The organism is Dactylosporangium sp. CA-152071 (genome assembly GCF_050936335.1).
Lineage (GTDB): Bacteria > Actinomycetota > Actinomycetes > Mycobacteriales > Micromonosporaceae > Dactylosporangium > Dactylosporangium maewongense.
The window spans coordinates 2,604,827-2,630,722 of record NZ_JBNJMZ010000002.1 but is presented as its reverse complement, the minus strand read 5'-3'; the positions used below and the strand labels follow the sequence as shown (position 1 = coordinate 2,630,722).

Below are 25,896 nucleotides of genomic sequence, written 5' to 3'. Positions count from 1 at the left end.
CCGGCAATGCGTCTGATCAGAGCGGCCGCGGCCGCCGTGGTCCTCGCCGTCGCCGGCATCGCGTGGTTCGCGGCGCCGGCGTCGGCCGCCACCCTGACCGAGGTGACGAACTTCGGCACCAACCCCACGAACCTGCGGATGCACCTGTACGTGCCGAACACCGTCGCGGCCCGTCCGGCGGTCCTCGTGGCGGTGCACTACTGCACGGGGTCGGGTCCGGCGTTCTACTCCGGCACCGAGTTCGCGTCGCTGGCCGACCGGTACGGGTTCATCGTCGTGTACCCGTCGGCGACCCGCAGCGGCAACTGCTTCGACGTCTCGTCGCCGCAGGCGCTGCGGCGGGGCGGCGGCAGCGACCCGGTCGCCATCATGTCGATGGTCACGTACGTGCTGCAGCACAACAACGGCGACCCGGACCGGGTCTTCGTCACCGGCGCGTCGTCCGGCGCGATGATGACCAACGTGCTGCTCGGCGACTACCCCGACGTGTTCAAGGCGGGCGCCGCGTTCGCGGGCGTGCCGTTCGGGTGCTTCGCCACCACCGACGGCTCGTCGTGGAACAGCACCTGCTCCAGCGGCCAGCTGAACAAGACCCCGCAGCAGTGGGGTGACCTGGTCCGGGCCGCCTACCCCGGGTACACCGGGCCGCGGCCGCGGATGCAGGTCTTCCACGGCACGAACGACACGACGCTCTCCTACCCGAACTTCGGGGAGGAGATCGAGCAGTGGACCAACGTGCTCGGGGTGAGCCAGACGCCGGTGCTCACCGACCAGCCGCAGTCAGGCTGGACCCGCACCCGCTACGGCAACGCCGGCACCATGGCCCCGGTCGAGGCGATCAGCCTCGCCGGCGTCGGGCACAACGTGCCGCTGGCCGGGCAGGCCGCGATGGTGATCGCGTTCTTCGGGCTCAACGGCACCAACCCGCCGCCGTCGAGCACCCCGCCGTCGAGCCCCTCGCCGTCGAGCCCGTCGTCGCCGTCGGGTCAGCCGTCGAACCCGCCGGCCGGAGGCTGCCGCGTCTCGTACACCGTGAACTCCTGGAACACGGGGCTCACCGCGGCCGTCACCGTCACCAACGGCGGCAGCACCGCCGTCAACGGCTGGACCCTCGGGTTCACGCTGCCCTCCGGGCAGGCCGTCACGTCGGCCTGGAACGCGACCGTCACACCGGCCTCCGGCGCGGTGACGGCGCGGAACGTCAGCTACAACGCGGCGATCCCGCCGGGCGGGTCGGCGTCGTTCGGCTTCCAGGCCAACCACACCGGCAACACCGGCAAGCCGTCTGCGTTCACGTTGAACGGCACCGCCTGCACGTCCGTATAGCCGCATGACGAAGGGCGGGACCCCGGTGCTCCGGGGTCCCGCCCTTCACGTCGGGGTCACACCGTGACGCGCGGGTGCAGGTGCCGGTCGTGGCCCACCACCCGGCGCGGCCCGACGACCGGGATCCGGACCGTGGCGTGCACGTCCTCGCTGGAGCGGGCGACCCGCAGCTCCACGTCGCCCGGCTCGACCAGGCGCCGGCCGTCGCGGCCCGTGTAGGACAGCAGGTCGGCGTGCAGGCCGAAGACGACCGTGCGGCGCTCGCCGGGGGCCAGGTCGACCCGGGCCGTCGCGATCAGCTGCCGCTCCGGACGGGCCACCTCGGCGACCGGGTCGTGCAGGTACACCTGGACGACGGTGCTCGTGCCGCGGTCGCCGTCGTTGGCCACCGGCACCGACAGCTCGACGGTGCCGTCGGTCGGCCAGCCCCCGGCCGGCGCCGAGGTGACCTCGCCCCAGGAGGCCGCCGTGTACGACAGGCCGTGGCCGAACGGGAACAGCGCCGTCGGGTCGACGCTGCTGACGCCGCTGCGCCGGGCGAGCGGCGCGGCGAGGTACGTCGACGGCTGGCTGGCGCCGGCGCCCGGGAAGCTGACCGGCAGCCGCCCCGACGGGTCGATCCGTCCACTGAGGACACCCGCGATCGCGGCGGCGCCCTCCTCGCCGGGGAAGAACCCGCACACCGCGGCGGCGAGCCGGTCGACCTGCCGGGACAGTTCGTAGGGCCGGCCGACCAGCAGCACGAGCACGACCGGGGTGCCGGTGGCGAGGAGCGCCTCGAGCAGCTCCTCCTGCCGGCCGGGCAGCCGCAGGTCGCTCGCGTCGCAGCCCTCGCCGGAGGTGCCGCCGCCGAACAACCCGGACAGGTCGCCGAGGACCGCGACGCAGACGTCGGCGGCCGCGGCGGCCGTGGCCGCGGCGGCGATCTGCTCGTCGTCGCCACCGGTCACCGGGCAGCCGATCGCGTAGGTGACGTCGTGGTCCGCGCGCAGCGCGTCGAGGACCGATGGGATCGGCACCCCGGTGGGCACGTCGGGGTGGTGGACGAGGACATGGCGGGGGAACGAGTAGCAGCCGAGCATCGCGCCGGGCGAGGCGGCGCCGGGCCCGACGACGGCGAGCCGGGTGCCGGGGCGCAGCGGCAGCGCCGGCGTGCCGCCGACGGGCTCGTTGCGCAGCAGGACGATCGAGCGCTCGGCGAGGCGCCTGGCCAGGTCCCGGTCCTCGGGGCCGTCGATGTCCACTGTCGATTCGGACAGCGCCGGTGGCGACGGGTCCCACGAGGGGTCGAGCAGGCCGAGCGCGCACTTCTGCAGCAGGATGCGCGTGACGGCGCGGTCGATGAGGGCCTCGTCGACGTCGCCGGCCTCGACGGCGTCCAGCAGCGGTCCGCCGAAGCAGTTGGCGCCGGGCAGCTCGACGTCGATCCCGGCGCGCAGCGCGAGCGCGGCGGCGTCGGCGCGGGACCCGGCGACGCCGTGCAGCGTCTGCAGGAACGCGACGGAGAAGTAGTCGGACACGACGGTGCCGTCGAAGCGGAGCCGGCCGCGGAGCAGGTCGGTGAGCAGGGTCCCGTCGGCGGCGACGGGGACGCCGTCGACGTCGGTGTAGCTGTTCATGACCGAGCGGGCGCCGGCGCGCAGCGCCATCTCGAACGGTGGCAGCAGCACGTCGGCGAGCTCCCGCGGCCCGACGGACACCGGCGCGAGGTTGCGTCCGGCGCGGGACACGGAGTAGCCGGCGAAGTGCTTGAGGGTCGCGACGACCCCGGCGGACTCCAGGCCGCGCACGTACGCGGCGCCGATCAGCCCGACGAGGTGCGGGTCCTCGCCGATGGTCTCCTCGACCCGGCCCCAGCGCAGGTCGCGCACGACGTCCAGGACGGGGGCGAGGCCCTGCTGGATGCCGAGGCGGTGCATGGTGCGGCCGATCCGGGCGCCCATCGCCTCGACGAGCGCGGGGTCGAAGCTCGCGCCCCACGACAGCGGCGCCGGGTAGATGGTCGCCTGCCAGGCGGCGAGGCCGGTCAGGCACTCCTCGTGCACGATCGCGGGGATGCCGAAGCGGCCGGCCGCGACGATCTCGCGCTGCAGCTTCGCGACCCGCCGGGCGCCGTCGGCGGGCGCGATCGGGGTGGTGCCGTAGGCGCGGGTGATCTGGCCCAGCCCGTTGGGGATGAGCTCGGCCCACTCGATCGGGTCGGGGGTCTGCTCGTGCTGGTGCGGGGCGACCTCCCCGGCGGTGTCGTCGACGTCGAGCCAGGCGCCGTACATCTGCGCCACCTTCTCGCGCAGGGTCATCCGGGTCATCAGGTCGGCCACGCGTGCGGACGCGGGCGCCGTGGTGTCCCGCCAGGTTCCGGCGGAGACGCCGCTGTCGAGTGTCACGCTCGTGACTCCAAAGGTCGTTCGGGACGGGGTGACGCGCAGCGTTGCGCGGCGCTGAAATTTTCAGAGGGCTCGGGTCGACTGCCGCACGACGAGGCGGGTCGGGAGCCGGACGTGGGTCGCGTCGATCTCCTCGCCGTGGATGAGCCCGATCAGCAGCTCGATCGCGCGGTGGCCCATGGCGTGGATCGGCTGCTCGACGGTGGTGAGGGCGGGGCTGGCCAGGGCCGCCTCGGGGACGTTGTCGAAGCCGACCACCGACAGGTCGTCGGGGACCCGCAGCCCCATCGACGCGGCGACCTCCACCGCGGCGATCGCGGAGACGTCGTTGGCGCCGAAGATCGCGGTCGGCCGGTCGGGGCGGCCGAGCAGCAGCCGGGCCGCGGCGGCGGAGGAGTCCGGGTCGTAGTCGCCGACCTCGATCAGGTCCGGGTCCACGGGCACCCCTGCGTCGCGCATCGCCTCGCGGAAGCCCTGCTCGCGCTGCCTGGAGGACTCCAGGTCAGGGCGGCCGGTGATCATCGCGATGCGGCGGTGGCCGAGCTGGAGCAGGTGCTCCGCGCCGAGCCGGGCGCCGGTGAGGTTGTCGGAGTCGACGGTCGGCAGCCCGGTCGGGCCCGCGTGCGGGTCGACGGCCACGACCGCGGTGCCGTAGTCGACGTCGACCACGGTCGGGGTGACCAGGACCGCGCCGTCGATGAGGGTGCCGGACAGCCGTGACAGGTAGCGCTGCTCCCAGCCCGCCTGGTCGCCGGTGCGGCCGCCGGCGGAGTAGACGACCAGCTCGTAGCCGGTGCCCTTGATCGCCTTCGCGGCGCCCTTGAGCAGCTCGGTGCTGAACGGCTCCAGGTCGGCGACGAGGATGCCGATCACGTTGGTCTTGTGGTTGCGCAGGCTCTGCGCGACGAGGCTCGCCTCGTAGCCCAGCTCGCGGATGACGGATTGGACGTGTGCGCTGGTCGCGGCCGACACCCCGTAGCGGGCGTTGAGCACCTTGGACACCGTCGCCACCGAGACGCCGGCCGTGGCGGCGACGTCCCGGATCGTGATTCGAGAACTGGGCTTCACGACGGCAGCGTAGCTTCCGATAACGATATCAACAACGATTGACAAGTCTGGTTTTCAAGGCGGAGACTCTGCGGTCATCGAGGGCCGAGCCCTTTGGCTCGGCTCGCCCCCGTCAGGAGATGATCACTTTGAACGTCCGCCTGAGCACCCCACGGAGGCTGGCCACGATCGCCATCGCACTCGCGGTGGCCGTGCCCTCCCTGACCGCATGCGGCGATGATGAACCCGGATCGAGCAGTGACCCGAATGCTGCCACGACCTTGACCTGGTGGCACAACGGTGCCCAGGACCCCGGCAAGGGCGTGTGGCAGTCGATCGCGGACCAGTACCACGCCGACCACCCGAACGTGTCGTTCAAGGTCGAACCGGCACAGAACGAGGCACTGAAGACCAAGATCTCGGTGGCGTTGCAGTCGCCGAACCCGCCGAGCATCTTCCAGCAGTGGGGCGGCGGCGCCCTGGCCACCCAGGTGCAGTCCGGCAAGATCATGGACATCACCGACGCGACGTCGAGCTGGATCAAGGAGCTCGGCGCCGGCGCGACCGGCTGGGCGGTCGAGGGCAAGCAGTACGGCGTGCCCTTCGGCCTGCACGTCGTCGGCTTCTGGTACCGCACGGACCTCTTCCAGCAGGCCGGCATCACCGCCCCGCCGACCACGATGGACGAGCTCAACGCGGCCGTCACCAAGCTGAAGGCGAAGGGCATCGCCCCGATCGCCCTCGGCGGCAAGGACAAGTGGCCCGACGCGTTCTGGTGGTCCTATTTCGCGATCCGGGAGTGCTCCCTGGACACGGTGAAGAACACCGTGAAGAACCTGAAGATGGACGACCCGTGCTGGGTCAAGGCCGGTGAGGACCTCAAGGCGTTCCTGGACACCAAGCCCTTCCAGGACGCGTTCCTCGGCACCCCCGCCCAGCAGGGCGCCGGCAGCTCGGCCGGCCTGGTCGCCAACGGCAAGGCCGCGATGGAGCTGCAGGGCGACTGGGAGCTGCCCACGATGATCCCGCTGACGGAGGACAAGGAGTACGCCAAGAAGCTCGGCTGGTTCGCCTTCCCGACCATCGCGGGCGGCAAGGGCACCCCGGGCACCGCGCTCGGCGGCGGCGACGGCTACTCGTGCGCCGTCAAGGCCGGACCGGCCTGCGCCGACTTCCTCAAGTACCTCGCCAGCGTGCCCGTCCAGACGAAGCTGGTGCAGTCCAACACCATCAGCCTGCCGGCCAACCCGGGGGCGATCTCCGCCATCCAGGACCCCTCGCTCAAGACGGTGCAGGAGTACCTGAACAAGGCCCCGTACATCCAGACGTACTTCGACCAGGCACTGCCCACCAGCGTCGGGCAGGCCCTCAACGACGCCATCGCCGACTTCTTCGCCGGCAAGGGCAGCCCGCAGGGCATCGTCGACGCCTTCAACAAGGCGGTCGCGAACAAGTGACCGTCTCCGCAGTCACGACACCGCAACGGAAGGCCGGTCGCGCTGACGCGCGGCCGGCCCGCCGGCCGGGGCGTCTCGGGACCCGCCTCGAGCTTGCGCTGCTGCTGACCCCGGCGCTGGTGCTGTTCGTCGGGTTCGTGCTGCTGCCGATCGCGGTCGCCGTCTACTACAGCTTCTACAAATGGACCGGGTTCAGCCCCCGCACCCCGTACGGGCTGGAGAACTACAAGCGGGTCCTGGAGGACGAGGTCTTCCGCACCGCCCTCTGGCACAACCTGATCATCGCCGCGCTGTCGGTGGTCATCCAGCTGCCGCTGTCGATCGGGCTGGCGCTGCTGCTCAACCGCAAGATCCGCGGGCGGACGGTGCTGCGGCTGGTGGTGTTCGCGCCGTACGTGCTGTCCGAGGCCATCACGGCGGTCGTGTGGCTGCTGATGCTGCAGCCCGGCGGCTTCGTCGACCAGCTGCTGAAGTCGGCGGGCCTGGGCGGCCTGGTCCAGGAGTGGCTCGCCGACGGCGACCTGGTGCTCTACACGCTCTTCGTGGTCATTACCTGGAAGTACATCGGCTTCGGCGTCATCCTGCTGCTCGCCGGGTTGCAGAGCATCCCCGCCGAGCTGCGCGAGGCCGCCTCGACCGACGGCGCGTCGGCCTGGGAGACCACCCGCCACATCGTCCTGCCGCTGCTCGGGCCCACCATCCGGATCTGGATCTTCCTGTCCGTCATCGGCTCCCTGCAGCTGTTCGACCTGGTCTGGATCATGACGCTGGGCGGGCCCGCGAGCGCGTCGGCGACCATGGCCACATACCTGCTCGATCACGGCTTCACCCGCTACGAGTTCGGGTTCGGCAGCGCCGTCGCCGTCGTGCTCTTCGTGGTGTGCTTCATCTTCGCGCTGCTGTACCAGCGGTTCGCGCTGCGCCGCGACATCCAGGGCGCTCTGACGCGGGGGGTGCGGTGATGAACAAACGGTCGTCCGTGGGGACACCCCTCACCTACCTGATCGTGGTGCTGGTCGTCGGCGTGACCGTCGTGCCGCTGCTGTTCACCATCATCGGCGGCTTCCGCACCAACGCGCAGATCAACAACAACCCGTCCGGCTGGCCCGACCCCTGGAACTTCAGCAACTACGGCGAGGTGCTGACCTCCGACGTGTTCTGGCAGGCGATGTACAACAGCGCGCTGATCTCCGTGATCACCACGCTGCTCGCGGTGGCGGTCGGGGCGATGGCGGCGTTCGCGCTGTCCCGGTACACGTTCACCGGCCGCGAGTCGCTGTACACGCTGTTCACGCTCGGGCTGCTGTTCCCGCTCACGGCGGCGGCGCTGCCGCTCTACCTGCTGCTGCGGGAGCTGGACCTGCTGGAGAACCCGCTCGGGGTGGCGCTGCCGCAGGCCGCGTTCGCGCTGCCGATCACCATCGTAATCCTGCGCCCGTTCATGGCCGCGATCCCCGGCGAGCTGGAGGACGCGGCGGCGATGGACGGCGCGGGGCGGCTCGGCTTCTTCTGGCGGATCCTGATCCCGCTGAGCCGGCCCGCGCTGACGACGGTGGCGATCCTCGCGTTCGTCACCAGCTGGAACGCCTACCTGCTGCCGCTGCTGGTGCTCAGCGACCCGGGCAACTTCACGCTGCCGCTCGGCGTCGCCGCGTTCCAGTCGCAGTACTCCCAGGACACCGCCCGCATCCTCGCCTACACCGCGGCGTCGATGATCCCCGCGATCGGCTTCTTCGTGTTCGCCGAACGGCACATCGTCGGCGGCCTCACGGGCTCGGTCAAGGGCTAGAGCCGCCGCGCCTTCGCCGGGGACCGATCGGCGCGTCTCCCCGGCGAGGGCGCGGTGTCAGCCACGCGGCTACGGCAGCGTCCGCGTCACGTCGTCGCGGACGGCGCCGGGGTCGGCGCCGAGCGCCCGCACCAGCCGCGCCGCGGTCCCGTCCGCGTCGAGGGCCGCGACCGTCAGGTGCGACGACCCGGTCTCGCCGTGCCCGGCGTCGCGGGCCAGGGCGACGGCCCGGTCGACGGCGTCGACGGCCTCCGCGGTCCAGCCCGGCCCGGGGAACCAGATGACGAGCTGCGCCCGCCCGTGCGGCACGACGGCCAGGTCCGCCACCCGCGCGTCCGGCATCGCCGACACGGCGCGGTCGAGGGTCACGCCGTGGGCGGTGAGGACGTCGAGGGCGGCGTTGAACGGCTGGACGGCCGGCCTGAGGTGCAGGTCCGCGGCCCGGAGCTGTGCGGCCATGCCGGCGGCGCCGAGCAGCAGGTGCGCGGAGGTGACGGGGCCGTCGCCGAGGCGGGCCGCCTGGCGCATCGCCTCCCACAGCAGAATGCTGGCCGCCCCCGTGCCGTAGCGGTCGCGCTGCCGGTGCTCGAGCCGGAACCGGCGGTCCCGCCAGCCCGCGAAGCCGGCGCGGTCGGCCAGCTCACGGTGTCCTTCGAGCATGGCCACGGCCGGCCGGTTCGGGCGGCCGGGCTCGCGCCAGCACGGGTCGGCCCGGATCACGGCGGCGAGCTCGGCGCGGTCGGCCGGGTCCGCGGGCAGGCCGTGCGTCGCCGCGCCGGGGGACCGCAACACGCCCGCCAGCACGTGGACCCGGCCGACGTGCGCGACACCGGCCTCCCGCGCCTCGTCGAGGGCCGCGCGCAGTCCCGACACCGCCGACTCCCGCCATTGCGCCGGCGGCCGTTCGCTCCTTGTCGCGCGCTGTGCGCCGGCGAGGTGGTCCGCCTCCCGCAGCAGCAGCGCCACGGGGTCGGCGGCGTCGAAGTCCCGCACCAACGGGTCGTCCACGGATTCGGGTGGCTTCCCGCCCCAGCCGGGTATCTTCCGTAGCCGCCGCAGCGCCTGATGCGTGGCTGCCGACTCCCCGGTGCCCCCCTCGGCGGCCCACAGGAGCGCGCCCGCGTCGACCGGTCCGCCGGACATGGGCCAGGGACGGCCCGCCGCGATCAGGGACTGCACGACGTCGCTGCCGAACTCAGACATGAGTCCGATTGTCGGTGCAGGGGTCAAGGGCGGGAGGTCCAGTCGCGTCGGCGGAGCTGCTCGAAGCCGTCCAGGAGCAGGTCGAGCGAGAACTCGAACTCGAACTGGTCGTCGCAGCCGCTGCCGACCACCGACGCGTCGTCATGGGCGATCCTGGTCGTGATTTCGCTGATGTACGGGAACCGGGCCGCCAACTGCCGGGCGGTCTCGGGGTCGGGCGGCGCCACCTCGGACGGGGGCGTGGCGAACAGCTCCTGCGAGAAGCCCAGGATGCGGCTGCCCATCGCGTGCATCACGTGGTGGGTGAGGTCCACGGACAGCCCGCCGGTGCGGAACATGCCGATCATCGAGTCCATGTACTGCATGACCACCGGGGTGGGGGCGGTGCGGGACTCCAGCACGCGCGACGCCCACGGGTGGCGCAGCAGGGCCCGGCGGGCGGACAGGATCCGCTGCCGGACGGCGTCGCGCCAGTCCTCGCCGGCCGCGGCCGGCGGGTCGATCTCGCCGACGACCACGTCGAGCATGCCGTCGAGGAGCTCCTCCTTGTTGGCGACGTGCTTGTAGAGCGCCATCGGCACGACGCCGAGCACCTGGGCGAGCTTGCGCATGCTGAGCGCGTCGATGCCGGTCCCGTCGGCGAGGGCGACCGCGGCGCGCAGCACCCGGTCCCTGGTCAGCGGCGCACGAGCCGTCGCTGAGACCTGTCGCGTCAACCCGACCACCCGTCCCTTCCGCAGCCGTCGACGATATCGCCTCTTGACTGGTGTACGCCGTACACCCTACCTTCGATGCAGCAGGTGTACGCCGTACACCTGAACACGGCGACATGGAGGAGCTTGCGATGAAGGCGATCGTCCAGGACCGCTACGGGCCGTCCGACGTGCTGCGGGTCGGCGAGGTCGAGCCGCCGGCGGCCGGCGACGGCGAGGTGCTCGTGCGCGTCCAGGCCGCGTCGGTCAACGCCCGCGACTGGCACGTGATGCGCGGCGACCCGTATGTGGCCCGCATGGCGTTCGGGCTCGGCGCGCCGAAGGTGCGGGTGCGTGGCACCGACTTCGCCGGCCGGGTCGAGGCCGTCGGCGCGGGGGTGACCCGCTTCCGGCCCGGCGACGAGGTCTACGGCGAGGTCGACGCGGCGTTCGCGGAGTACGTGCGGGTCCCGGCCGCCGGCGCGGTGGACCGCAAGCCGGCGAACGTGACGTTCGAGCAGGCCGCCGCGGTGCCCCTCGCCGGCAACACCGCCCTCATGGGGCTGCGCGACGAGGCGGGCGTGCGGCCCGGGCAGCGGGTGCTCGTCAACGGCGCGTCAGGCGGGGTCGGCACGTTCGCGGTGCAGCTGGCCAAGGCCTTCGGCGCGCACGTCACCGGCGTGTGCAGCACCAGGAACGTGGACCTCGTCCGGTCGCTCGGCGCCGACCGTGTCATCGACTACACCGTCGCCGACTTCGTCCGGGAGGGCGGCCCGTACGACGTCGTCTTCGACCTCGTGGGCAACCGTTCCCTGGCGGAGTTCCGGCGGGTCCTCACGCCCACGGGGACGCTGGTGCTGTCCGGCGGCGGGGTGTCCGAGGGCGGCAGCCTGTTCGGGCCGGTCGGCCTGATCACCAGGGGGCGGGTGGTGTCGCGGTTCGTCCGGCACCGGGTGCGCGTGCTCACCGCGGTGCCGGGCCGGGAGAACCTCGCGACGCTGCGCGAGCTGATCGAGTCGGGCGCGGTCACACCGGTCATCGACCGCACCTTCACACTCGGGGAGGCGGCCGAGGCCGTCCGCTACCTGGAGATGGACCACGCCCGGGCGAAGGTCGTCATCACTGTGTGACCAGGGTCCGGCACGCGTCGGTGTCGAGGTCGGCCAGCAGGCCGCGGGCCTGCAGGGCGTACTGCTCGCTGATGTCGATGGTGTACAGGGCGGCGGTGCGGCGCTCGCCGGGGGCGACCCTGCGGGTGGCCGCGAGCTGGTTGCGGGCGGCGCTCAGCTGGGCCAGGTGGGCGTCCAGGAGCGCGAGCATGTCGTAGTGCATGGTTCCTGACCCTCGACGTCGGGGTGGTGGCCGCCGTACCGCTGGGAGACGGCGGCCCGACCGGTCTACTTCTTCTTCTTGTTCTTCTTGTCCTTCTTCGACTTCTTCGACTTCTTCGCCATGTCGCCCACCTCCGATTCCGGCCCCGTGACCAGTGGATTCGTTCATGATCCTATGGTTAGGACGACGCCTGCGGGGTAAATATCGTTCCCTTTGCGTACGCCTTCCGTTCGTCAGCCGTACACCTGCAGGCGGGCCTCAGGGCAGGGTGAACGTGAAGGTCGTGCCGGTGGGGTCGGCCGGGCTGGCGGCGATCGTGCCGTGGTGGGCGTCGATGATCGCCTTGGTGACGGCGAGGCCCAGGCCGGTGCCCTTGATGCCGTGGGCGAGGGCCGTCGAGGCGCGGAAGAAGCGGGTGAAGAGCTGCTGGTACTGCTCGGCGGGGATCCCGATGCCGGTGTCGGTGACGCTGACCGACGCGGGGCCCTCAGCGCCGGCGGCGGTGGCGGCGACCGTGACGGTGCCGCCGCCCGGGGTGTACTTGACGGCGTTGGACAGCAGGTTGTCCAGCACCTGCCGCAGCCGCGCCGGGTCGGCCCGCACGGTGAGGTTCGCGGCGGCGTCCAGGCGCAGCGCGACGCCCTTCGCGTCCGCGGCCGGCCGGTGGTCCTCGACCGCCTCGCGCAGGAAGCGGGTCAGCGACACCGGCCGCGGGTCGACGGCGAGGCTCGCGCTGCCGAGCCGGGCCAGGTCCAGCAGGTCGTCGACGAGTTGCTGCATGTGGCTGCTGTGCCGGCAGATGACCTCGCCGTAGTGGCGCACGTCGTCGCTGACGCCGGGCTCGTCGCCGATGATCTCCGCGTACCCGAGGATCGTGCCGATCGGGTTGCGCAACTCGTGGGACACGAGCGCGACGAGGTCGTCCTTCATCCGGTCGACCTCGCGCAGCCGCCGCACCTGCTGCCGCTGCTCGGCGAGCAGTTCCTCCCGGTGCTCGGCGAGGATCCGGCGCTCGGTGACGTTGGTGCTCATCCCGTCCAGGAACAGCCGCCCGCCCTCCCGCCGCGGGACCGCGCGGGTCCACACCCAGCGGGTGACGCCGTCGAAGCCGGTGACCCGCACCTCCATCTCCGCCGGCTGGTCGGCGGCGAGCGAGGCGTGGAACCCGCCGTACAGGACGTGGTCCTCCGGGTGGACCCGGTCGGCGAGCGCCATCGCGAGGTCGGTGCCGGCGGGCACCGGCGAGCCGAAGACGCCGCCGCCGTCGGGGCTCGCGTAGACGGAGCGGACGGACCGGTCGGGGAGCACCTCGACCGTCCACACGAAGTCGTTCACGTTCGCGACGACCCGGTCGAAGTCGCGGCGCGCGGCGGCGAGGGCGGTGCTGAGGTCGTCGGCGCGCAGCCGCTCGATGTGCCGGGCGATGTGGGCGCAGACGCCGTCGAGCATCGCCAGGACGTCCGGGTCGGGCGGGACGAGCCGTTCGGTGGCGAAGACCAGCACGCCGAGGACGGTGCCGCCGCTGAGGACCGGCAGCCCGATCGCGGCGTGCAGGCCCGCCGCCAGGGCGTCGTCCCGGCGCGGTGACGGGTACGGCAGCTGCGCGATGTCCCCGAGCCACTGCGGCCGGCCCGTGCTCCAGACGCGGCCGATCATGCCGTCGCCGGGGCCGGCGGGCGGCGCGTCGTCGACGAACGCGGGCCGGGCCCGGCCGGGGGAGACCCACACCCCGAGCCGGTCGGCGACGCCGGCGTCCGGGTCGACGTGCCAGTACTCGCCGAGCGCCCAGTCGAGCGCGACGGTGACGGCCTCGACGACGGCGGCCGCCGCCTGCGCCGCCCCGGCCGCGGTCGTCAGCGCCTCCGCGACCGCGAGCTGCGCGCCGCGCAGCCGCTCGGCCCCGTGCGCGTCGGTGATGTCGTGCATCGCGACGACCGCGCCGAGCCGGCCGCCGTCCGGGGCGTCGATCGGCTGGCCGTTGCACAGGAACCGGCGCTGCGGGCCGCCGGGGTCGCCGACGACCATCTCCTCGCCGTGCACGTGCTCGCCGGCGAACGCGCGGGCGAGCGGGACCTGGTCGGGGCGCAGCCGGCGCCGGCCGTCGGCGGCGTAGAGCTGGTAGGTGCCGGCCCAGTTCGGCGCGCTCGTCGGCTCGACCGCCACGCCCGGGTGCGCGTCGCGGAACGCCCGGTTGACGGTGGCGATCCGGCCCTCGCCGTCGCAGGCGACGACGGCGGTGTCGAGGCTGTCCAGCAGTGCCCGTTGGAAGGTGCGCTCGGCGTCCAGCTGCCGCCGCGCGGCCTGCCGCGGGCTCAGATCGTGCACGAACGCGTGGATGACGGGTCGGTCGCGCTCCACGTACGGCTGCCCGATGACCTCGATCGGGAACCTGCGACCGGCCCGATCGACCGCGGTCACCTCGAGGGTGCCGGCCGATCCGCTCCCGGCGGCCCTGGAGGTCTCCGTCAGCCACGCGGCGAACGCGTCCCGCGACGTGCCGGCGACGACCACACCGACCGGCCCGCCCAGGGTCTCCGCCGCCGACCGGCCGAACATGCGCTCCGCGGCGAGGTTCCACGCGAGGACCGTGCCGGCGGCGTCGAGCGACACGAACGCGTCGGCGGCGCTGTCCAGCACCGCCTGCGTCCGCGTCGAGGCGAGCAGCAGCTCGCTGTTGGCCAGCCGCAGCGCCAGCTCGACCTCGGCGGCGCCGGCGAGGTCGGCGACCGTGTCGAGGTCCTCGGCGCTCCACTGCCGCGGCGCGTGGTCGGCCACGCAGAAGCAGCCGAGCACCTGCCCGTCCGGGGTGCGCAGCGGGTACCCCACGAAGGCGGCGACCAGGTCCGGCCGTTCGGCGGCCCGGATCACCAGCGGCGCGCCGTCGTCGACCACGGTCCGGCAGGAGGCCTGGGCGAGCGGGGAGTCCCGCGCGCCGGTGGGGCCGGCGGCGCTCACGAACACCTGGCGGTCGGCGTCGACCAGCGACACCAGCGCGGCCGGCACCCCGACCGCGCGCCGCGCGAGCCGGGTCAGCCGGTCCAGCGACGGCACCCCGCCGGCGTGCAGGAGACCTGTGGCGTGCAGCGTCTCCAGGCGCGCCGGATCGCCGGCGCGGCCCGCGGCTGCCGCGCCCGCCGGTCGTGACCCACGCCCCCGCACGCCACATTATCGGCGGGCCCGGCGTGGACCTGAGCCGCGCGCGCGAGTGGATAGGGTGGGTCGCATGGCTGAGCGACCCTTGACGCTGATGGCAGTGCACGCACACCCCGACGACGAGGCGACCGGCACCGGTGGCGTGCTGGCGAAGTACGCCGCGGAGGGCATCACGACCGTGCTGGTGACCTGCACCGACGGGCGCTGCGGCGACGGGCCCGGCGGGGTGAAGCCGGGGGAGCCCGGGCACGACCCCGACGCGGTGGCCGCGATGCGCGCCGAGGAGCTCGAGGCCGCCTGCGCGGCGTTGAAGGTGTCGCACCTGGAGCTGCTCGGCTACCCCGACTCGGGGATGATGGGCTGGTCGACGAACGACGTGGCCGGCTCGTTCTGGACCACGCCCGTGCCGGAGGCCGCCGAGCGGCTCGCCGGGCTGATCCGGCGGTACGAGCCGGACGTGATCGTCACCTACGACGAGAACGGGTTCTACGGTCACCCCGACCACATCCAGGCGCACCGGATCACGATGGCCGCGGTCGAGCTGACCGGCAGCCCCGCCAAGGTGTACTGGACGACGGTGCCCCGCTCCGGCATGGAGGAGTTCGGCCGGACGCTGCGCGAGCTCGGCGTCGAGTTCGACGTGCCGGACCCGGAGCCCGACCCCGCGTCGGACCCTGGGACGGACCCTGCTCCGCAGGGGCCGCCGATCGGCCTGCCGGACGAGGAGATCACGACGTGGGTCGACACCAGGGCGTACGGGTCGCAGAAGTACGACGCGCTCGCCGCCCACGCCAGCCAGGGCGAGAACATCTTCTTCCTGAAGATGGGCCGGGAGCGCTTCACCGCGCTGATGGGCGTGGAGACGTTCCTGCGGGTGCGTGACACGACCGGCGCGTCGCTGCCGGAGGACGACCTGTTCGCCGGCCTCCGCTGAGTTTTTGCGGCGGCTTAAGCGTTCCTTTGGCGGCGGCCCGGCGGTCCGGGGCCCGGCTACGATGCCGATCGTGCTGGACAACCCCGAACCGCAGCAGCCGTGGTGGACGCGCCGCAGCGCGTGGGTGGTCGCGGCCGCCGGTGCCGTCGTCGCCGGCACCGCGACCGTCGCGCTCGTCGCCCAGGCGTCCGGCGCGGCGTGTGCCGCGCCCGCGGCGTCGTCGGGGCAGGCGACGTTCTACGCGGCCGACGGTGGCGGCAACTGCTCGTTCGACCAGGTGCCGAACCCGCTCGTGGTGGCGCTCGGCAACGCCGAGTACGCGGCCGGCGCGGCGTGCGGCGGCTACCTGGACGTGAAGGGGCCCAAGGGCACGGTCCGGGTCAAGGTCACCGACCGCTGCCCGGAGTGCGCCGCCGGGCACCTGGACCTGAGCCGGCAGGCGTTCGCGAAGATCGGCGACCCGGTCGCGGGGGTCATCAAGGTGACCTACAGCCGGGTGACCAGCCCGCCGGTGCCCGGTCCGATGACCGTCCGGGTCAAGGAGGGTTCGTCGCGGTACTGGCTGGCGCTGCGCCTGGACAACACCGGCAACCCGCTGTCGGCGGTGGAGCTGCAGTCCGGCGGCGGCTGGAAGGCGCTGAGCCACACCGACTACAACTACTGGATCGCGCAGAACGGCGCCGGGAACGGGCCGTTCACGGTCCGCGTGACCGACACCGCCGGCCGGCGCACGACGCTGAGCGGCGTGACGCTGACGGTCGGCACCGTGCAGCGACCGGGCGCCACCGCGGCCGCGCCGGCGCCGTCGAAGACCCCTCCGGTCAGCAGGTCCGCGGCGTCGCCCGCGCCGGTGTCGCCGGAGGCCGTCGCCGCGTCCGCCCCGGAAGAGACCGCCGGTGTGTCGGCGACCCCTGAGGCCACTGAGGCCACTGCGGCGCAGCCGCCGGCGCGGTGCGGCTGAGCGGTCACCGCCGGGCGGTGAGGTATCCGCCCATGGTCGTGAAGTAGTCCTTGGCGGCGAGCTCGGTGCCGTCCTCCGTGCGGATCCGTTCGACGGCAAGGCCGTGGCTGCGGCCTCGGCGGGCCTCGGCGCCGGCAACGACGACGACGGCGTCGCCCTCGCGGATGAAGATGCGGCCCGGGGTGCCGCCGTAGATGCCCTTGGACACCGACGCGGCGACGATCCGGATGCGGTGGCCGCGGTGGTACGTGAAGGCGTTCGGGTACGGGTCGGACTGGGCGCGCACGAGCCGGTCGAGGTCCTCCGCCGGCCAGGTCCAGTCGATGCGGCTGTCCTCCTCGGCGCGCTTGTGGAAGAAGCTGGCCTTGGAGCGGTCCTGCGGGGTCCAGTCGGTGCGCCCGGACGCGATCAGGTCCAGGCCGTCGACGGTGATCGGGCCGAACAGCGCGAGGGTCTTGTGGAACAGGTCGGTCGTGGTGTCGCGGTCGCCGACGGGGACCGCCCGCTGCAGGACGATGTCGCCCGCGTCGAGCTCCGCGTCCATCATGTGCGCGGTGACGCCGACCTCGCGCTCGCCGTTGATGAGGGCCCAGATCAGCGGGGAGAAGCCGGCGTAGGCGGGCAGCAGCGAGTCGTGCACGTTGAGGGTGCCGCGGCGGGGCAGCTCGAAGATCTCCGGCGGGATCCAGGTGCGCCAGTTGGTGGCGACGATCACGTCCGGGTCCGCCTGCTTGAGCCGGTCGAGCAGTTCGGCGTCGTCGGGCCGGTCCCGGATGATCACCTCGACGCCGTGTCCGGTCGCGAGGTCGGCGACGGAGTCGTTCCAGATCCGCTCGTACGGGTGGTCGCTCACCGGATGGGTCACGACCAGCGCGACCTCGTGCTCGGAGGCCAGCAGCGCCTGGAGCGTGCGGTGCCCCCAGGTCTGATATCCGAACATGACGACGCGCATGGGGCCTCCCAGATGAGTGACGGCATTCGATGCCATAGCCTTCGATCGGGAGTTAGGTTAGTCTACCCTTCATTCACGTGGTAGCCGCAGGGCGGTCGTGACAAGCGCGAAAACTAAGGTTAGGCTTCCCTAACTCCTCGCCGGTCGGTGGTGGAGGCGGAGCGGTCGAGCCGGGCTCGACATGGACGATGGGACTGCGATGCCAGAGCCGCGCGGGGATCAAGGACCGGTCTTCGATCTGGTCGGGGTGGGCTTCGGGCCATCGAACCTGGCGCTCGCGATCGCCGTGCAGGAGCGCGCCGCCGCCGGCGGCACGCCCGTGAGCGCCGTGTTCCTGGAGCGGCAGGCCTCGTTCGGCTGGCACCGGGGCATGCTCATCGAGGACGCGACGATGCAGGTCTCGTTCCTCAAGGACCTCGTCACGATGCGCAACCCGACCAGCTCCTTCAGCTTCCTGTGCTACCTGCAGGAGCGCGGCCGGCTCATCGACTTCGTCAACCACAAGAGCCTGTTCCCGCTGCGGGTCGAGTTCCACGACTACCTCGAGTGGGCCGCCGCCCGCGTGGACGACATGGTCCGCTACGGCCAGGACGTCACCGCGGTCCGCCCCGTCTTCGACGACGACACCATCAGCGCGTACGACGTGGAGACCCGCGACCGGACGGGTGCCCGCCGGACCGTCCGCGCCCGCAACGTCGTGCTCGCCAGCGGGCTGCGCCCCGCCCTGCCGCCGGGCATCGAGGCGTCGAAGCGCGTCTGGCACAGCCGCGACCTGCTGACCAATGTGGACGATCTGGCCGGCGCCGACCCGTCCCGGTTCGTGGTCGTCGGCGCCGGGCAGAGCGCCGCCGAGGTCACCGCGTTCCTGCACGAGCGCTTCCCCTCGGCCGAGGTCTGCGGCGTGCTGTCCCGCTACGGCTACAGCCCCGCCGACGACAGCCCCTTCGCCAACCGCATCTTCGACCCCCTGGCCGTCGACGACTACTTCGACGCCTCCGCCCAGGTGAAGTCGATGCTGCTCGGGTACCACGCCAACACCAACTACTCCGTCGTGGACACCGACCTCATCGAGACGCTCTACCGCCGGGTGTACCGGGAGAAGGTCCTCGGCTCGCAGCGGCTGCGCCTGCTCAACGTCTCCCGCCTCACCGCCGCCGAGGAGCTCGGCGACCGGGTCGCGGTCACCGTCGAGTCGATGCTCACCGGCGCCCGCACCGTGCTGGACGCCGACGTCCTCGTCTGCGCCACCGGCTACACGCCCGCCGACCCGTTCCCGCTGCTCGGCGAGCTCGCCGGCCGGTGCCACTACGACGATGAGGGACGCGCGGTCGTCGAGCGCGACTACCGCATCCGCACCGACGCGAGCGTGCTGGCCGGCATCTACCTGCAGGGCGGCACCGAGCACACGCACGGCATCAGCTCGTCGCTGCTGTCCAACACCGCGATCCGCTCCGCGGAGATCCTGGAGTCGGTCTGCGACCGGCGCCGCGCCTCCGTGCCCGCACTGTCCGGGTCGGGCTCCTACGCGTGAGCCGGTCGACCACACCGGAGCCGCCCGGCGCGGCGGTCCTCACCGCAGGGCCGACCTCGGGGCTCAACGCAGGGCCCACCACGGCACGCCCGCAGCCGGCACCCGGGCGTGCCGTGGTGCCGGACCTCCAGCCGGCCGCCGCCGGGAAGAGCCGGCCGGCCGGGCTGGCCGCCACGAACGCCCGCCGGGCGGGGTGGCTCGCCGGGTCCGTCGGCGTGCTCGCCGTGGTCTGCCTGCTGAGCATCGCCGTCGGCACCAAGAACCTGTCCCCGGCGACGATCTGGGACGCGTTCGCGCACTACACCGGCACCGGCGACCAGTCGATCGTGCGGGACCTGCGGGTGCCCCGGACCGTGCTGGCGATCCTCGCCGGCGCCTCGCTCGGCATCTCCGGTGCCGTCATCCAGGCCGTCACCCGCAACCCGCTCGCCGACACGCAGGTCCTCGGGATCAACGCGGGCGCCGGGCTGTTCGTCGTCGTCGCGATCGGGCTGCTCGGCCTGTCGAGCATCACCGCGTACGTCTGGTTCGCGTTCGCGGGCGTCGTCGTCGCGATGCTGCTCGTCTACGCCCTCGCCGCCGTCGGCCGCGGACCGGCCACCCCGGTGCGGCTGCTGCTCGCCGGCGTGGCGCTCGGCGCCGTGCTCGACGGCATCGCCTCGGGCATCCGGCTCGTGCGCCCGCGCGCCTTCTACTACCTGCGGTTCTGGGACGTCGGCGCGCTCACCGGCCGCGGCTGGGACGTCATCGGCGCCGTCGCGCCGTTCGTCGTCGCGGGGCTCGTCCTCGCGCTGCTCGTCGCCCGGTCCCTCAACACCGTCGCGCTCGGCGACGACCTCGCCCGCTCCCTGGGTGCCGGCCTCGGCCGGACCCGCGCCGGCGCCGTGCTGTCGGTGACGCTCCTCGCGGGCGCGGCGACCGCGGCGGTCGGGCCGATCGGCTTCGTCGGCCTCATGGTGCCGCACGTGGCCCGCTGGATCACCGGCCCCGACCAGCGCTGGATCTTCGCGTTCACGCTCGTCGGCGGGCCGGTCCTGCTGCTGTCCGCCGACATCGTCGGCCGGGTCGTGCTGCGCCCCGGTGAGCTGCAGGCGGGCATCGTGACCGCGTTCATCGGCGCGCCCGTGCTCATCTGGCTCGTCCGCCGCCGCTCGGCGAGCGCCCTGTGAAGCCGTTCGTGTCGCCGCCCGTGGCGGCGAAGTCCACAGTGGATCCGGCGGCGCGGCGTCGGACCGTCGACTTCGGACGGACGGTGCTCACGCTGCGGGCCGGGCGGGGCGTCTCGGTGCGCGCCGGGGTGCGGGTCGCCGTCACCTGCGTCGTGCTGCTGCTCGCCGCCGCGGCGTTCGCGGTCCTCGCGCTGGGCACCGGCGAGTTCACCGCGACGCCCGCCGAGGTGCTGCAGGCCCTGTCCGGCGACGGGTCCCGCGCGGTGCGGCTCGTCGTCGTCGAGTGGCGGCTGCCCCGGGTGCTGCTCGCGCTGCTCGTCGGCGCCGCGATGGGCGTCTCCGGCGCCATCTTCCAGGCGCTGACCCGCAACCCGCTCGGCAGCCCCGACATCCTCGGGTTCAGCACCGGCGCGTACACCGGCGTCCTGGTCTGCGTCGTCTTCATCGGCAAGAGCTACCCCGCGACCGCCACCGCCGCGCTGGCCGGCGGCATCGCGACCGCCGCGCTGGTCTACGTGCTGTCGCTGCGGCGCGGGGTCCAGGGCTTCCGGCTCATCATCGTCGGCATCGCGGTAAGCGCTGTGCTGAGCTCCGTCAACCAGTGGTTCATCATCAAGATGGACCTGCAGACCGCCGTCGCCGCCACGATCTGGGGCAAGGGCACGCTCAACGGCCTCGGCTGGGCCCAGGTCACGCCGGCCGCCGCCGCGATCGGCGCGCTGTGCCTGGGGGTGGCGGCGCTCGGCCGGCGGCTGCAGGTGATGGAGCTCGGCGACGACGCGGCCGCCGCGGTCGGCGTCGGGGTCGAGCGGACCCGCCTCGCCTATCTCGCGCTCGGCGTCGCGCTCATCGCCGCCGCGACCGCCGTCGCCGGGCCGATCTCGTTCGTGGCGCTCGCCGCGCCGCAGCTGGCGCACCGGCTCGCCCGCACCGCCGGGATCGCCCTCGTGCCGTCCGCCGCCATGGGCGCGCTGCTGCTCATGGCGAGCGACTTCGCGGCGCAGCGGGTGTTCGCGCCGACCCAGCTGCCGGTCGGCGTGGTCACCGTGTCCATCGGCGGCCTGTATTTCGTGTGGCTGCTGGCCCGCCAGGCGAGGAGATGAGGATGAGCGGACAGCGAAGCGGCACGGGCCGCGAATCAGGTGGCGGCGTGAGCGGCCAGCGGAGCGGCTCGGGTCGCTCACTGAATTGCAGGTCTGGGTCAGGGCGTCGCCGGAGCGCAGCGGAGGTGGCGGCGTGAGCGGCCAGCGGAGCGGCTCGGGTCGCTCACTGAATTGCAGGTCTGGGTCAGGGCGTCGCCGGAGCGCAGCGGAGGTGGCGGCGTGAGCGGCCAGCGGAGCGGCTCGGGTCGCTCACTGAATTGCAGGTCTGGGTCAGGGCGTCGCCGGAGCGCAGCGGAGGTGGCGGCATGACCCGGTTACGCGCCGAGCGCATCACCGTCGGCTACGACCGCAGGACGATCAGCACCGACCTGGACCTCGCCGTCCCCGACGGCCGGTTCACCGTGATCGTCGGCCCCAACGCCTGCGGCAAGTCCACGCTGCTGCGCGCGCTGTCGCGGCTGCTCACCCCGGCCAAGGGGCAGGTCCTGCTGGACGGCAGGGCGATCCACGCCTACCCGGCGAAGGAGGTCGCCCGCCGGCTCGGGCTGCTGCCGCAGTCGTCCGTGGCGCCCGACGGCATCACCGTCGCCGAGCTCGTCGCCCGCGGCCGGTTCCCGCACCAGCGGCTGCTGCGCCAGTGGTCGGTCGACGACGAGGCCGCGGTCGCCGCGGCGATGGCCGCGACCGGCGTCGCCGAACTGTCCGGGGAGCTGGTCGACACGCTGTCGGGCGGCCAGCGGCAGCGGGTGTGGGTCGCGATGGTCCTCGCCCAGCAGACCCCGATCGTGCTGCTCGACGAGCCGACGACGTTCCTGGACATCGCGCACCAGGTCGAGCTGCTCGAGCTGTGCCTGCGCCTCAACCGGGAGCAGGGCACCACGATGGTCGCCGTCCTGCACGACCTCAACCACGCCTGCCGCTACGCCGATCACATCGTGGTGATGAAGGCGGGCGTCGTCGTCGCCGAGGGCGACCCGCGGGAGGTCGTGACCGGCGACCTCGTCGAGGACGTCTTCGGCCTGCCGTGCCGCATCATCCCCGATCCGGAGACCGGCACGCCGCTGGTCATCCCGCGCGCCGGAGCGCTGCACGCGGCCACCGCAACGCTCTGAACCGACCTTGTGAGAAGGGAACCATCAAGCATGTCCAGCAACCCGTTCGACGACGAGAAAGGCACGTTCTTCGTGCTCGTCAACGACGAGGAACAGCACTCGCTGTGGCCGACGTTCGCCGCGGTGCCGGCCGGCTGGCGGATCGTCTTCGGCGAGAGCGGCCAGACCTCCCGCCAGGAATGCGTGGACTACGTCGACCGCCACTGGACCGACCTGCGGCCGAAGAGCCTGCGGGACAGTATGGCGCAGGACGTCGCAGCGGCCGTCTGACGATGCCGCCGATGACCGGACCCCGCATCCTGCGGCGCTCCCTCACCCGCAACCGGGCCCGCCTCACCGCCGGCACCGGCCTCATCAGCCTGCACCAGCTCGCCGAGGCGACCGTGCCGGTCCTCATCGGCGTCGGCATCGACCGTGCCGTCGCACCCGGCGACGGCACGGCGCTGCTGCTGTGGGTGGCGGCGCTCGCCGCGCTCTTCGTCGGCCTGCACCTGTGCTACCGCTTCGGCGCCCGCCAGCTGATGCTCGCCATCGCCAACGAGGCGTACCTGCTGCGCGGCGAGCTGGCCGCTCGGATCGTGCACCCGCGCCGGCTGCGCACCGACCTGCGCGCCGGTGAGCTGCTCACGGTGTCCAGCACCGATGCCGACAACGTCTCCTACCTGCTGGACTACGTGCCGCGCATCGCCGGCGCGATCACCGCGACCGCCGTCAGCGCCGCCGTGCTGCTCGCCGTCGACTGGCGGCTCGGCCTCGTCGTGCTCGTCGGCACGCCGGTCGTGCTCGTCGGCATGCAGTTCGCCGGACCGCTCATCACCCGGCGGGTCACCGAGCAGCAGGAGCTTGCCGGCAAGGCCACCGCGCTCGCCACCGACCTGGTCAGCGGGGTCCGTCCGCTGCGCGGGCTCGGCGCCGAGCGGGCCGCCGCCCGCCGCTACCGCGACGTCAGCCAGGCCTCGCTGCGCGCCGCGCTGCGGGCCGCCGGCACCCAGAGCCGCTACCTGGCGTTCTCCACCGCGGGCAGCGCGCTGCTCGCCTGCGGGGTCGCCGTGCTCGCCGGCTGGTTCGCCCTGGACGGCCGGATCAGCGTCGGCGAGTTCATCATGGTGATCGGCCTGGCCCAGTTCCTCCTGGAGCCGATCGGGCTCCTCGCGATCGTGCCGAGCTGGGTCGCGGAGGCGCGCGCCTCCGCGGACCGGTGCGCCCTGGTCCTGGGTGCCGACCTGCTCCTGCCGGCGGGGGCAGAGCAGAAGACCGTCGCAGAGCCGCATCTTGTACTGGCGGCGGTGCGCCACGGCACCCTCGAAGGCCTCGACCTGACGGTGCGACCCGGCGAGTTCGTCGGCGTGGTGACCCCCCGCTCCGCCGACGGCGAGGCCCTCGTCCGGCTGCTCGCCGGCGGTGTCCCCCCGGACGAGTTCGAAGGGTCGGTCACGCTCGGCGGGGTGTCCCTCCACGACCTGGAGCCGGCCGGCGCACGGGCGCTCATGCTCGTCGAGCCGCACCACACGGACCTGTTCACCGGCACCGTCGCGGCCAACGTCGCCCTGATGGAGGACGGCGGGGCAGCGGACCAGGCAGGGGACCAGGCAGCGCTGGCGGCCGCGCTCGAGGCGTCGGCCGCCGCCGAGGTCGTCGACGGCCACCCCGACGGGATGCAACGGCACGTCGCCGAGCGCGGCGCCACCCTGTCCGGCGGGCAGCGGCAGCGGCTCGCCCTCGCCCGCGCGCTCCTCGCCCGCCCGCCGATCCTCGTGCTGCACGACCCGACCACCGCCGTCGACACCGTCACCGAGCACTCGATCGCGCGGTCCGTCCGCGCGCTCCGGCAGGGCAGCACCACCGTCGTCATCACCAGCAGCCCCGCCATGCTCGCCGTCACCGACCGGGTCGTCGTCGTCGACGACGGCAGGGTGTCGGTCGAGGGCGGCCACGCCGAACTCGGCGCGACCCACGACGACTACCGGAAGGTGGTATTGCGGTGAACCAACTTCCGATCGCCGACCGGCGCGAGACGCTGCGCTGGCTGCGCGGTGAGCTGCGGGCCCGGTGGGGGGAAGCGGCCGGCGCGTTCGCCGTCGGCCTGCTCGCCGCCGCGGCCGGCGTCACCCCCGTCTACGCCCTCGGCGTGCTCGTCGACCGGGTCCGCGCCGGCGCGCCCGCCTCCGACATCGTCGGCATCACGGTCGTCATCGTCGTCGCCGCGATCGTCGCCGGCGTCACCACCGCCCTGTCGAGCTACCTCATCGCGCGGCTCGGCGGCCGGATCCTCGCCGCGCTGCGGGAGGACGTCGTGGCCCGCGCCGTCACGCTGCCCGCGACCCGCCTCGAACGGATCGGCAAGGGCGAGCTCATGTCGCGGGTCGGCCCGGACGTCGCCGCGGTCAACAAGGCCGTCACGGACGTGCTGCCGACGATGACGTCCTCGGTGCTCCTCGCGGCGCTCAGCGTCGCCGCGATGGCCGGCATCGACTGGCGGCTCGGCCTCGCCGGGCTCGTCACCGCGCCCCTGTACGTCCTGGCGCTGCGCTGGTACCTTCCGCGCTCCGGCCCCGGCTACGCCGTCGAACGCGCCGCCGTCGGCGAACGGTCCCAGCTGCTGCTGGAGAGCGTGCAGGGGCTGCGGACCGTGCACGCGTACCGCCTGGAAACCCCGCACCTGCGGGGGATCGACGCCGCCTCCGCCCGCGCCCGCGACGTGTCGGTGAACGTGTTCAGCCTCTTCACCCGCTTCGTCGGCCGGATCAACCGGGCCGAGTTCGCCGGGCTCACCGTCATCGTCGTCACCGGCTTCCTGCTGGTGCGGGACGGCTCGGTCACCGTCGGCGGGACCGCGGCCGCGGCCGTGCTGTTCCACCGGCTGTTCAACCCGGTGTCGATGCTGCTGTACACGTTCGACGAGCTGCAGGCGGGCGGCGCCGGCCTGGCCCGGCTCGTCGGGGTCGTCACCATCCCCGACGAGCGCCCGGCGACCGTCGAGGGACAGTCCCCCTCGGACAGTTCGCTGGAGCTGGCCGGCGTCCGGTTCGGCTACCCCGGCGGCCCCGAGGTCCTGCACGGCGTCAGCCTGCGCATCGAGGCTGGGCAGCGGGTCGCGCTCGTCGGCTCCACCGGCGCCGGCAAGTCGACCCTCGCCGCCGTCGCCGCCGGCATCCTCCAGCCGGCCGCCGGGTCGGCGGGCGTCGGCGGGATGCCGGTCGCGCACATGGGCCCGGAGCTGCTGCGCTCCCAGGTCGTCATCATCACCCAGGAGACGCACGTCTTCGCCGGTGAGCTGGTCGAGGACGTGCGCCTCGCCCGGCCCGGCGCGACCGACGCCGAGGTCGACGCGGCCCTCGCGACGGTCGGCGCCGCCGACTGGGTCCGCGCGCTGCCCGAAGGGGTGCGGACCGTCGTCGGCGAGGGCGGCCACGAGCTGACCGCCGCCCGCGCGCAGCAGATCGCGCTCGCCCGGCTGGTCCTGGCCGACCCGGCCGTCGCGATCCTCGACGAGGCCACCGCGGAGGCCGGCAGCTACGGCGCCCGCGACCTGGAGGACTCCGCGCTCGCCGCGACCGCAGGCCGCACCACGCTCGTGGTCGCGCACCGGCTCACCCAGGCCAGGTCCGCCGACCGGGTCGTCGTCCTCGAGGACGGCCGGGTCGCCGAGGAGGGCGGCCACGACGAGCTGCTCCTGGCCGGCGGCCGGTACGCGCAGCTGTGGGCGGCGTGGGAGTCCCGCACGCCCACCTTCCCGTAACCGTACGAA

General features: G+C 73.3%; 21 protein-coding genes. 14 read left to right on the top strand and 7 right to left on the bottom strand.

Annotation, left to right across the window (positions count from 1 at the left end; genetic code table 11):
* Positions 1-6 precede the first annotated feature (6 nt).
* On the top strand, positions 7-1,326 hold the full coding sequence (locus ACQEVZ_RS51785; RefSeq protein WP_344498842.1) for an extracellular catalytic domain type 1 short-chain-length polyhydroxyalkanoate depolymerase: 1,320 nt from the start codon (positions 7-9) through the stop codon (positions 1,324-1,326).
* Positions 1,327-1,382: 56 nt separating this feature from the next.
* Here ACQEVZ_RS51785 and ACQEVZ_RS51780 read toward each other — a convergent pair whose 3' ends face one another.
* The gene (locus tag ACQEVZ_RS51780; protein WP_433382907.1) at positions 1,383-3,713 is read right to left on the bottom strand and encodes a beta-glucosidase family protein; all 2,331 of its coding nucleotides are present in this window, start codon (positions 3,711-3,713) and stop codon (positions 1,383-1,385) included.
* Positions 3,714-3,776: 63 nt separating this feature from the next.
* Positions 3,777-4,781, bottom strand: a complete 1,005-nt coding sequence (locus ACQEVZ_RS51775) for a LacI family DNA-binding transcriptional regulator (RefSeq protein ID WP_344498846.1) — start codon at positions 4,779-4,781, stop codon at positions 3,777-3,779.
* Between the two features lie 260 nt (positions 4,782-5,041).
* Here ACQEVZ_RS51775 and ACQEVZ_RS51770 point away from each other — a divergent pair, with 260 nt between their 5' ends.
* From ACQEVZ_RS51770 to ACQEVZ_RS51760, 3 genes are read left to right on the top strand one after another with little or no spacing between them, the layout of a single operon-like run.
* Complete coding sequence (locus ACQEVZ_RS51770) at positions 5,042-6,217, top strand: extracellular solute-binding protein (RefSeq protein ID WP_433382904.1); 1,176 nt, start codon at positions 5,042-5,044, stop codon at positions 6,215-6,217.
* Positions 6,214-7,179, top strand: a complete 966-nt coding sequence (locus ACQEVZ_RS51765; RefSeq protein ID WP_433382902.1) for a carbohydrate ABC transporter permease — start codon at positions 6,214-6,216, stop codon at positions 7,177-7,179. The genes ACQEVZ_RS51770 and ACQEVZ_RS51765 overlap by 4 nt, the downstream gene beginning before the upstream one ends.
* Entirely contained in the window at positions 7,179-8,006 is an 828-nt protein-coding gene (locus ACQEVZ_RS51760; RefSeq protein WP_433382900.1) for a carbohydrate ABC transporter permease, read from the top strand. Before ACQEVZ_RS51765 ends, ACQEVZ_RS51760 begins: the two co-directional genes overlap by 1 nt.
* Before the next feature lie 69 nt (positions 8,007-8,075).
* Here the strand turns inward: ACQEVZ_RS51760 and ACQEVZ_RS51755 are convergent, their stop codons facing one another.
* Together ACQEVZ_RS51755 and ACQEVZ_RS51750 are read right to left on the bottom strand one after the other, a co-directional pair.
* A complete protein-coding gene (locus ACQEVZ_RS51755; RefSeq protein ID WP_433382898.1) occupies positions 8,076-9,209 on the bottom strand; it encodes a Clp protease N-terminal domain-containing protein in 1,134 nt (377 codons plus the stop codon).
* Between the two features lie 23 nt (positions 9,210-9,232).
* The gene (locus tag ACQEVZ_RS51750; protein WP_433382896.1) at positions 9,233-9,925 is read right to left on the bottom strand and encodes a TetR/AcrR family transcriptional regulator C-terminal domain-containing protein; all 693 of its coding nucleotides are present in this window, start codon (positions 9,923-9,925) and stop codon (positions 9,233-9,235) included.
* 128 nt (positions 9,926-10,053) lie between these two features.
* On the opposite strand from ACQEVZ_RS51750, the gene ACQEVZ_RS51745 reads away from it, so the two are divergent.
* Positions 10,054-11,031: an NAD(P)-dependent alcohol dehydrogenase gene (locus tag ACQEVZ_RS51745; RefSeq protein ID WP_344498858.1), complete on the top strand. Its 978-nt coding sequence runs from the start codon at positions 10,054-10,056 to the stop codon at positions 11,029-11,031.
* Here ACQEVZ_RS51745 and ACQEVZ_RS51740 read toward each other — a convergent pair.
* Complete coding sequence (locus ACQEVZ_RS51740) at positions 11,021-11,233, bottom strand: hypothetical protein (RefSeq protein WP_433382894.1); 213 nt, start codon at positions 11,231-11,233, stop codon at positions 11,021-11,023. The two genes, ACQEVZ_RS51745 and ACQEVZ_RS51740, sit on opposite strands and share 11 nt — an antisense overlap.
* Positions 11,234-11,491: 258 nt before the next feature.
* Complete coding sequence (locus tag ACQEVZ_RS51735; protein ID WP_433382892.1) at positions 11,492-14,392, bottom strand: ATP-binding protein; 2,901 nt, start codon at positions 14,390-14,392, stop codon at positions 11,492-11,494.
* A 64-nt stretch (positions 14,393-14,456) separates the two neighbouring features.
* On the opposite strand from ACQEVZ_RS51735, the gene ACQEVZ_RS51730 reads away from it, so the two are divergent.
* Both ACQEVZ_RS51730 and ACQEVZ_RS51725 read left to right on the top strand, forming a co-directional pair.
* Positions 14,457-15,320, top strand: coding sequence for a PIG-L family deacetylase (locus tag ACQEVZ_RS51730; RefSeq protein ID WP_433382890.1), 864 nt, complete (start codon positions 14,457-14,459; stop codon positions 15,318-15,320).
* 70 nt (positions 15,321-15,390) lie between these two features.
* Entirely contained in the window at positions 15,391-16,281 is an 891-nt protein-coding gene (locus ACQEVZ_RS51725; RefSeq protein ID WP_433382888.1) for an expansin EXLX1 family cellulose-binding protein, read from the top strand.
* Positions 16,282-16,285: 4 nt separating this feature from the next.
* Here the strand turns inward: ACQEVZ_RS51725 and ACQEVZ_RS51720 are convergent, their stop codons facing one another.
* Positions 16,286-17,233 carry a methionyl-tRNA formyltransferase gene (locus ACQEVZ_RS51720; protein WP_433382886.1) on the bottom strand — a complete coding sequence of 316 codons (948 nt, stop codon included), beginning with the start codon at positions 17,231-17,233 and terminating at the stop codon, positions 16,286-16,288.
* 199 nt (positions 17,234-17,432) lie between these two features.
* On the opposite strand from ACQEVZ_RS51720, the gene ACQEVZ_RS51715 reads away from it, so the two are divergent.
* The 7 genes from ACQEVZ_RS51715 (at position 17,433) to ACQEVZ_RS51685 (ending at position 25,887) form a co-directional block, all read left to right on the top strand.
* The gene (locus tag ACQEVZ_RS51715; RefSeq protein WP_433382884.1) at positions 17,433-18,764 is read left to right on the top strand and encodes a lysine N(6)-hydroxylase/L-ornithine N(5)-oxygenase family protein; all 1,332 of its coding nucleotides are present in this window, start codon (positions 17,433-17,435) and stop codon (positions 18,762-18,764) included.
* Entirely contained in the window at positions 18,761-19,933 is a 1,173-nt protein-coding gene (locus ACQEVZ_RS51710; protein WP_433382882.1) for a FecCD family ABC transporter permease, read from the top strand. The genes ACQEVZ_RS51715 and ACQEVZ_RS51710 overlap by 4 nt, the downstream gene beginning before the upstream one ends.
* Positions 19,930-21,036: a FecCD family ABC transporter permease gene (locus ACQEVZ_RS51705; protein ID WP_433382880.1), complete on the top strand. Its 1,107-nt coding sequence runs from the start codon at positions 19,930-19,932 to the stop codon at positions 21,034-21,036. The genes ACQEVZ_RS51710 and ACQEVZ_RS51705 overlap by 4 nt, the downstream gene beginning before the upstream one ends.
* A gap of 305 nt (positions 21,037-21,341) precedes the next feature.
* A complete protein-coding gene (locus tag ACQEVZ_RS51700) occupies positions 21,342-22,148 on the top strand; it encodes an ABC transporter ATP-binding protein (protein ID WP_433382878.1) in 807 nt (268 codons plus the stop codon).
* Between the two features lie 30 nt (positions 22,149-22,178).
* Positions 22,179-22,418 carry an MbtH family protein gene (locus ACQEVZ_RS51695; RefSeq protein WP_433382876.1) on the top strand — a complete coding sequence of 80 codons (240 nt, stop codon included), beginning with the start codon at positions 22,179-22,181 and terminating at the stop codon, positions 22,416-22,418.
* 11 nt (positions 22,419-22,429) lie between these two features.
* A complete protein-coding gene (locus tag ACQEVZ_RS51690) occupies positions 22,430-24,133 on the top strand; it encodes an ABC transporter transmembrane domain-containing protein (RefSeq protein WP_433382874.1) in 1,704 nt (567 codons plus the stop codon).
* On the top strand, positions 24,130-25,887 hold the full coding sequence (locus ACQEVZ_RS51685) for an ABC transporter ATP-binding protein (RefSeq protein WP_433382871.1): 1,758 nt from the start codon (positions 24,130-24,132) through the stop codon (positions 25,885-25,887). Before ACQEVZ_RS51690 ends, ACQEVZ_RS51685 begins: the two co-directional genes overlap by 4 nt.
* The last annotated feature ends 9 nt before the right edge of the window (positions 25,888-25,896 follow it).

Bases quoted from the DNA above. Each gene is read 5' to 3' on its own strand.
- ACQEVZ_RS51745 (WP_344498858.1), top strand. From the start codon at position 10,054: ATGAAGGCGATCGTCCAGGACCGCTACGGGCCGTCCGACGTGCTGCGG.
- ACQEVZ_RS51715 (WP_433382884.1), top strand. From the start codon at position 17,433: ATGCCAGAGCCGCGCGGGGATCAAGGACCGGTCTTCGATCTGGTCGGG.
- ACQEVZ_RS51700 (WP_433382878.1), top strand. From the start codon at position 21,342: ATGACCCGGTTACGCGCCGAGCGCATCACCGTCGGCTACGACCGCAGG.
- ACQEVZ_RS51785 (WP_344498842.1), top strand. From the start codon at position 7: ATGCGTCTGATCAGAGCGGCCGCGGCCGCCGTGGTCCTCGCCGTCGCC.
- ACQEVZ_RS51695 (WP_433382876.1), top strand. From the start codon at position 22,179: ATGTCCAGCAACCCGTTCGACGACGAGAAAGGCACGTTCTTCGTGCTC.
- ACQEVZ_RS51755 (WP_433382898.1), bottom strand. From the start codon at position 9,209: ATGTCTGAGTTCGGCAGCGACGTCGTGCAGTCCCTGATCGCGGCGGGC.
- ACQEVZ_RS51730 (WP_433382890.1), top strand. From the start codon at position 14,457: ATGGCTGAGCGACCCTTGACGCTGATGGCAGTGCACGCACACCCCGAC.
- ACQEVZ_RS51690 (WP_433382874.1), top strand. From the start codon at position 22,430: ATGACCGGACCCCGCATCCTGCGGCGCTCCCTCACCCGCAACCGGGCC.
- ACQEVZ_RS51740 (WP_433382894.1), bottom strand. From the start codon at position 11,233: ATGCACTACGACATGCTCGCGCTCCTGGACGCCCACCTGGCCCAGCTG.
- ACQEVZ_RS51760 (WP_433382900.1), top strand. From the start codon at position 7,179: ATGAACAAACGGTCGTCCGTGGGGACACCCCTCACCTACCTGATCGTG.
- ACQEVZ_RS51720 (WP_433382886.1), bottom strand. From the start codon at position 17,233: ATGCGCGTCGTCATGTTCGGATATCAGACCTGGGGGCACCGCACGCTC.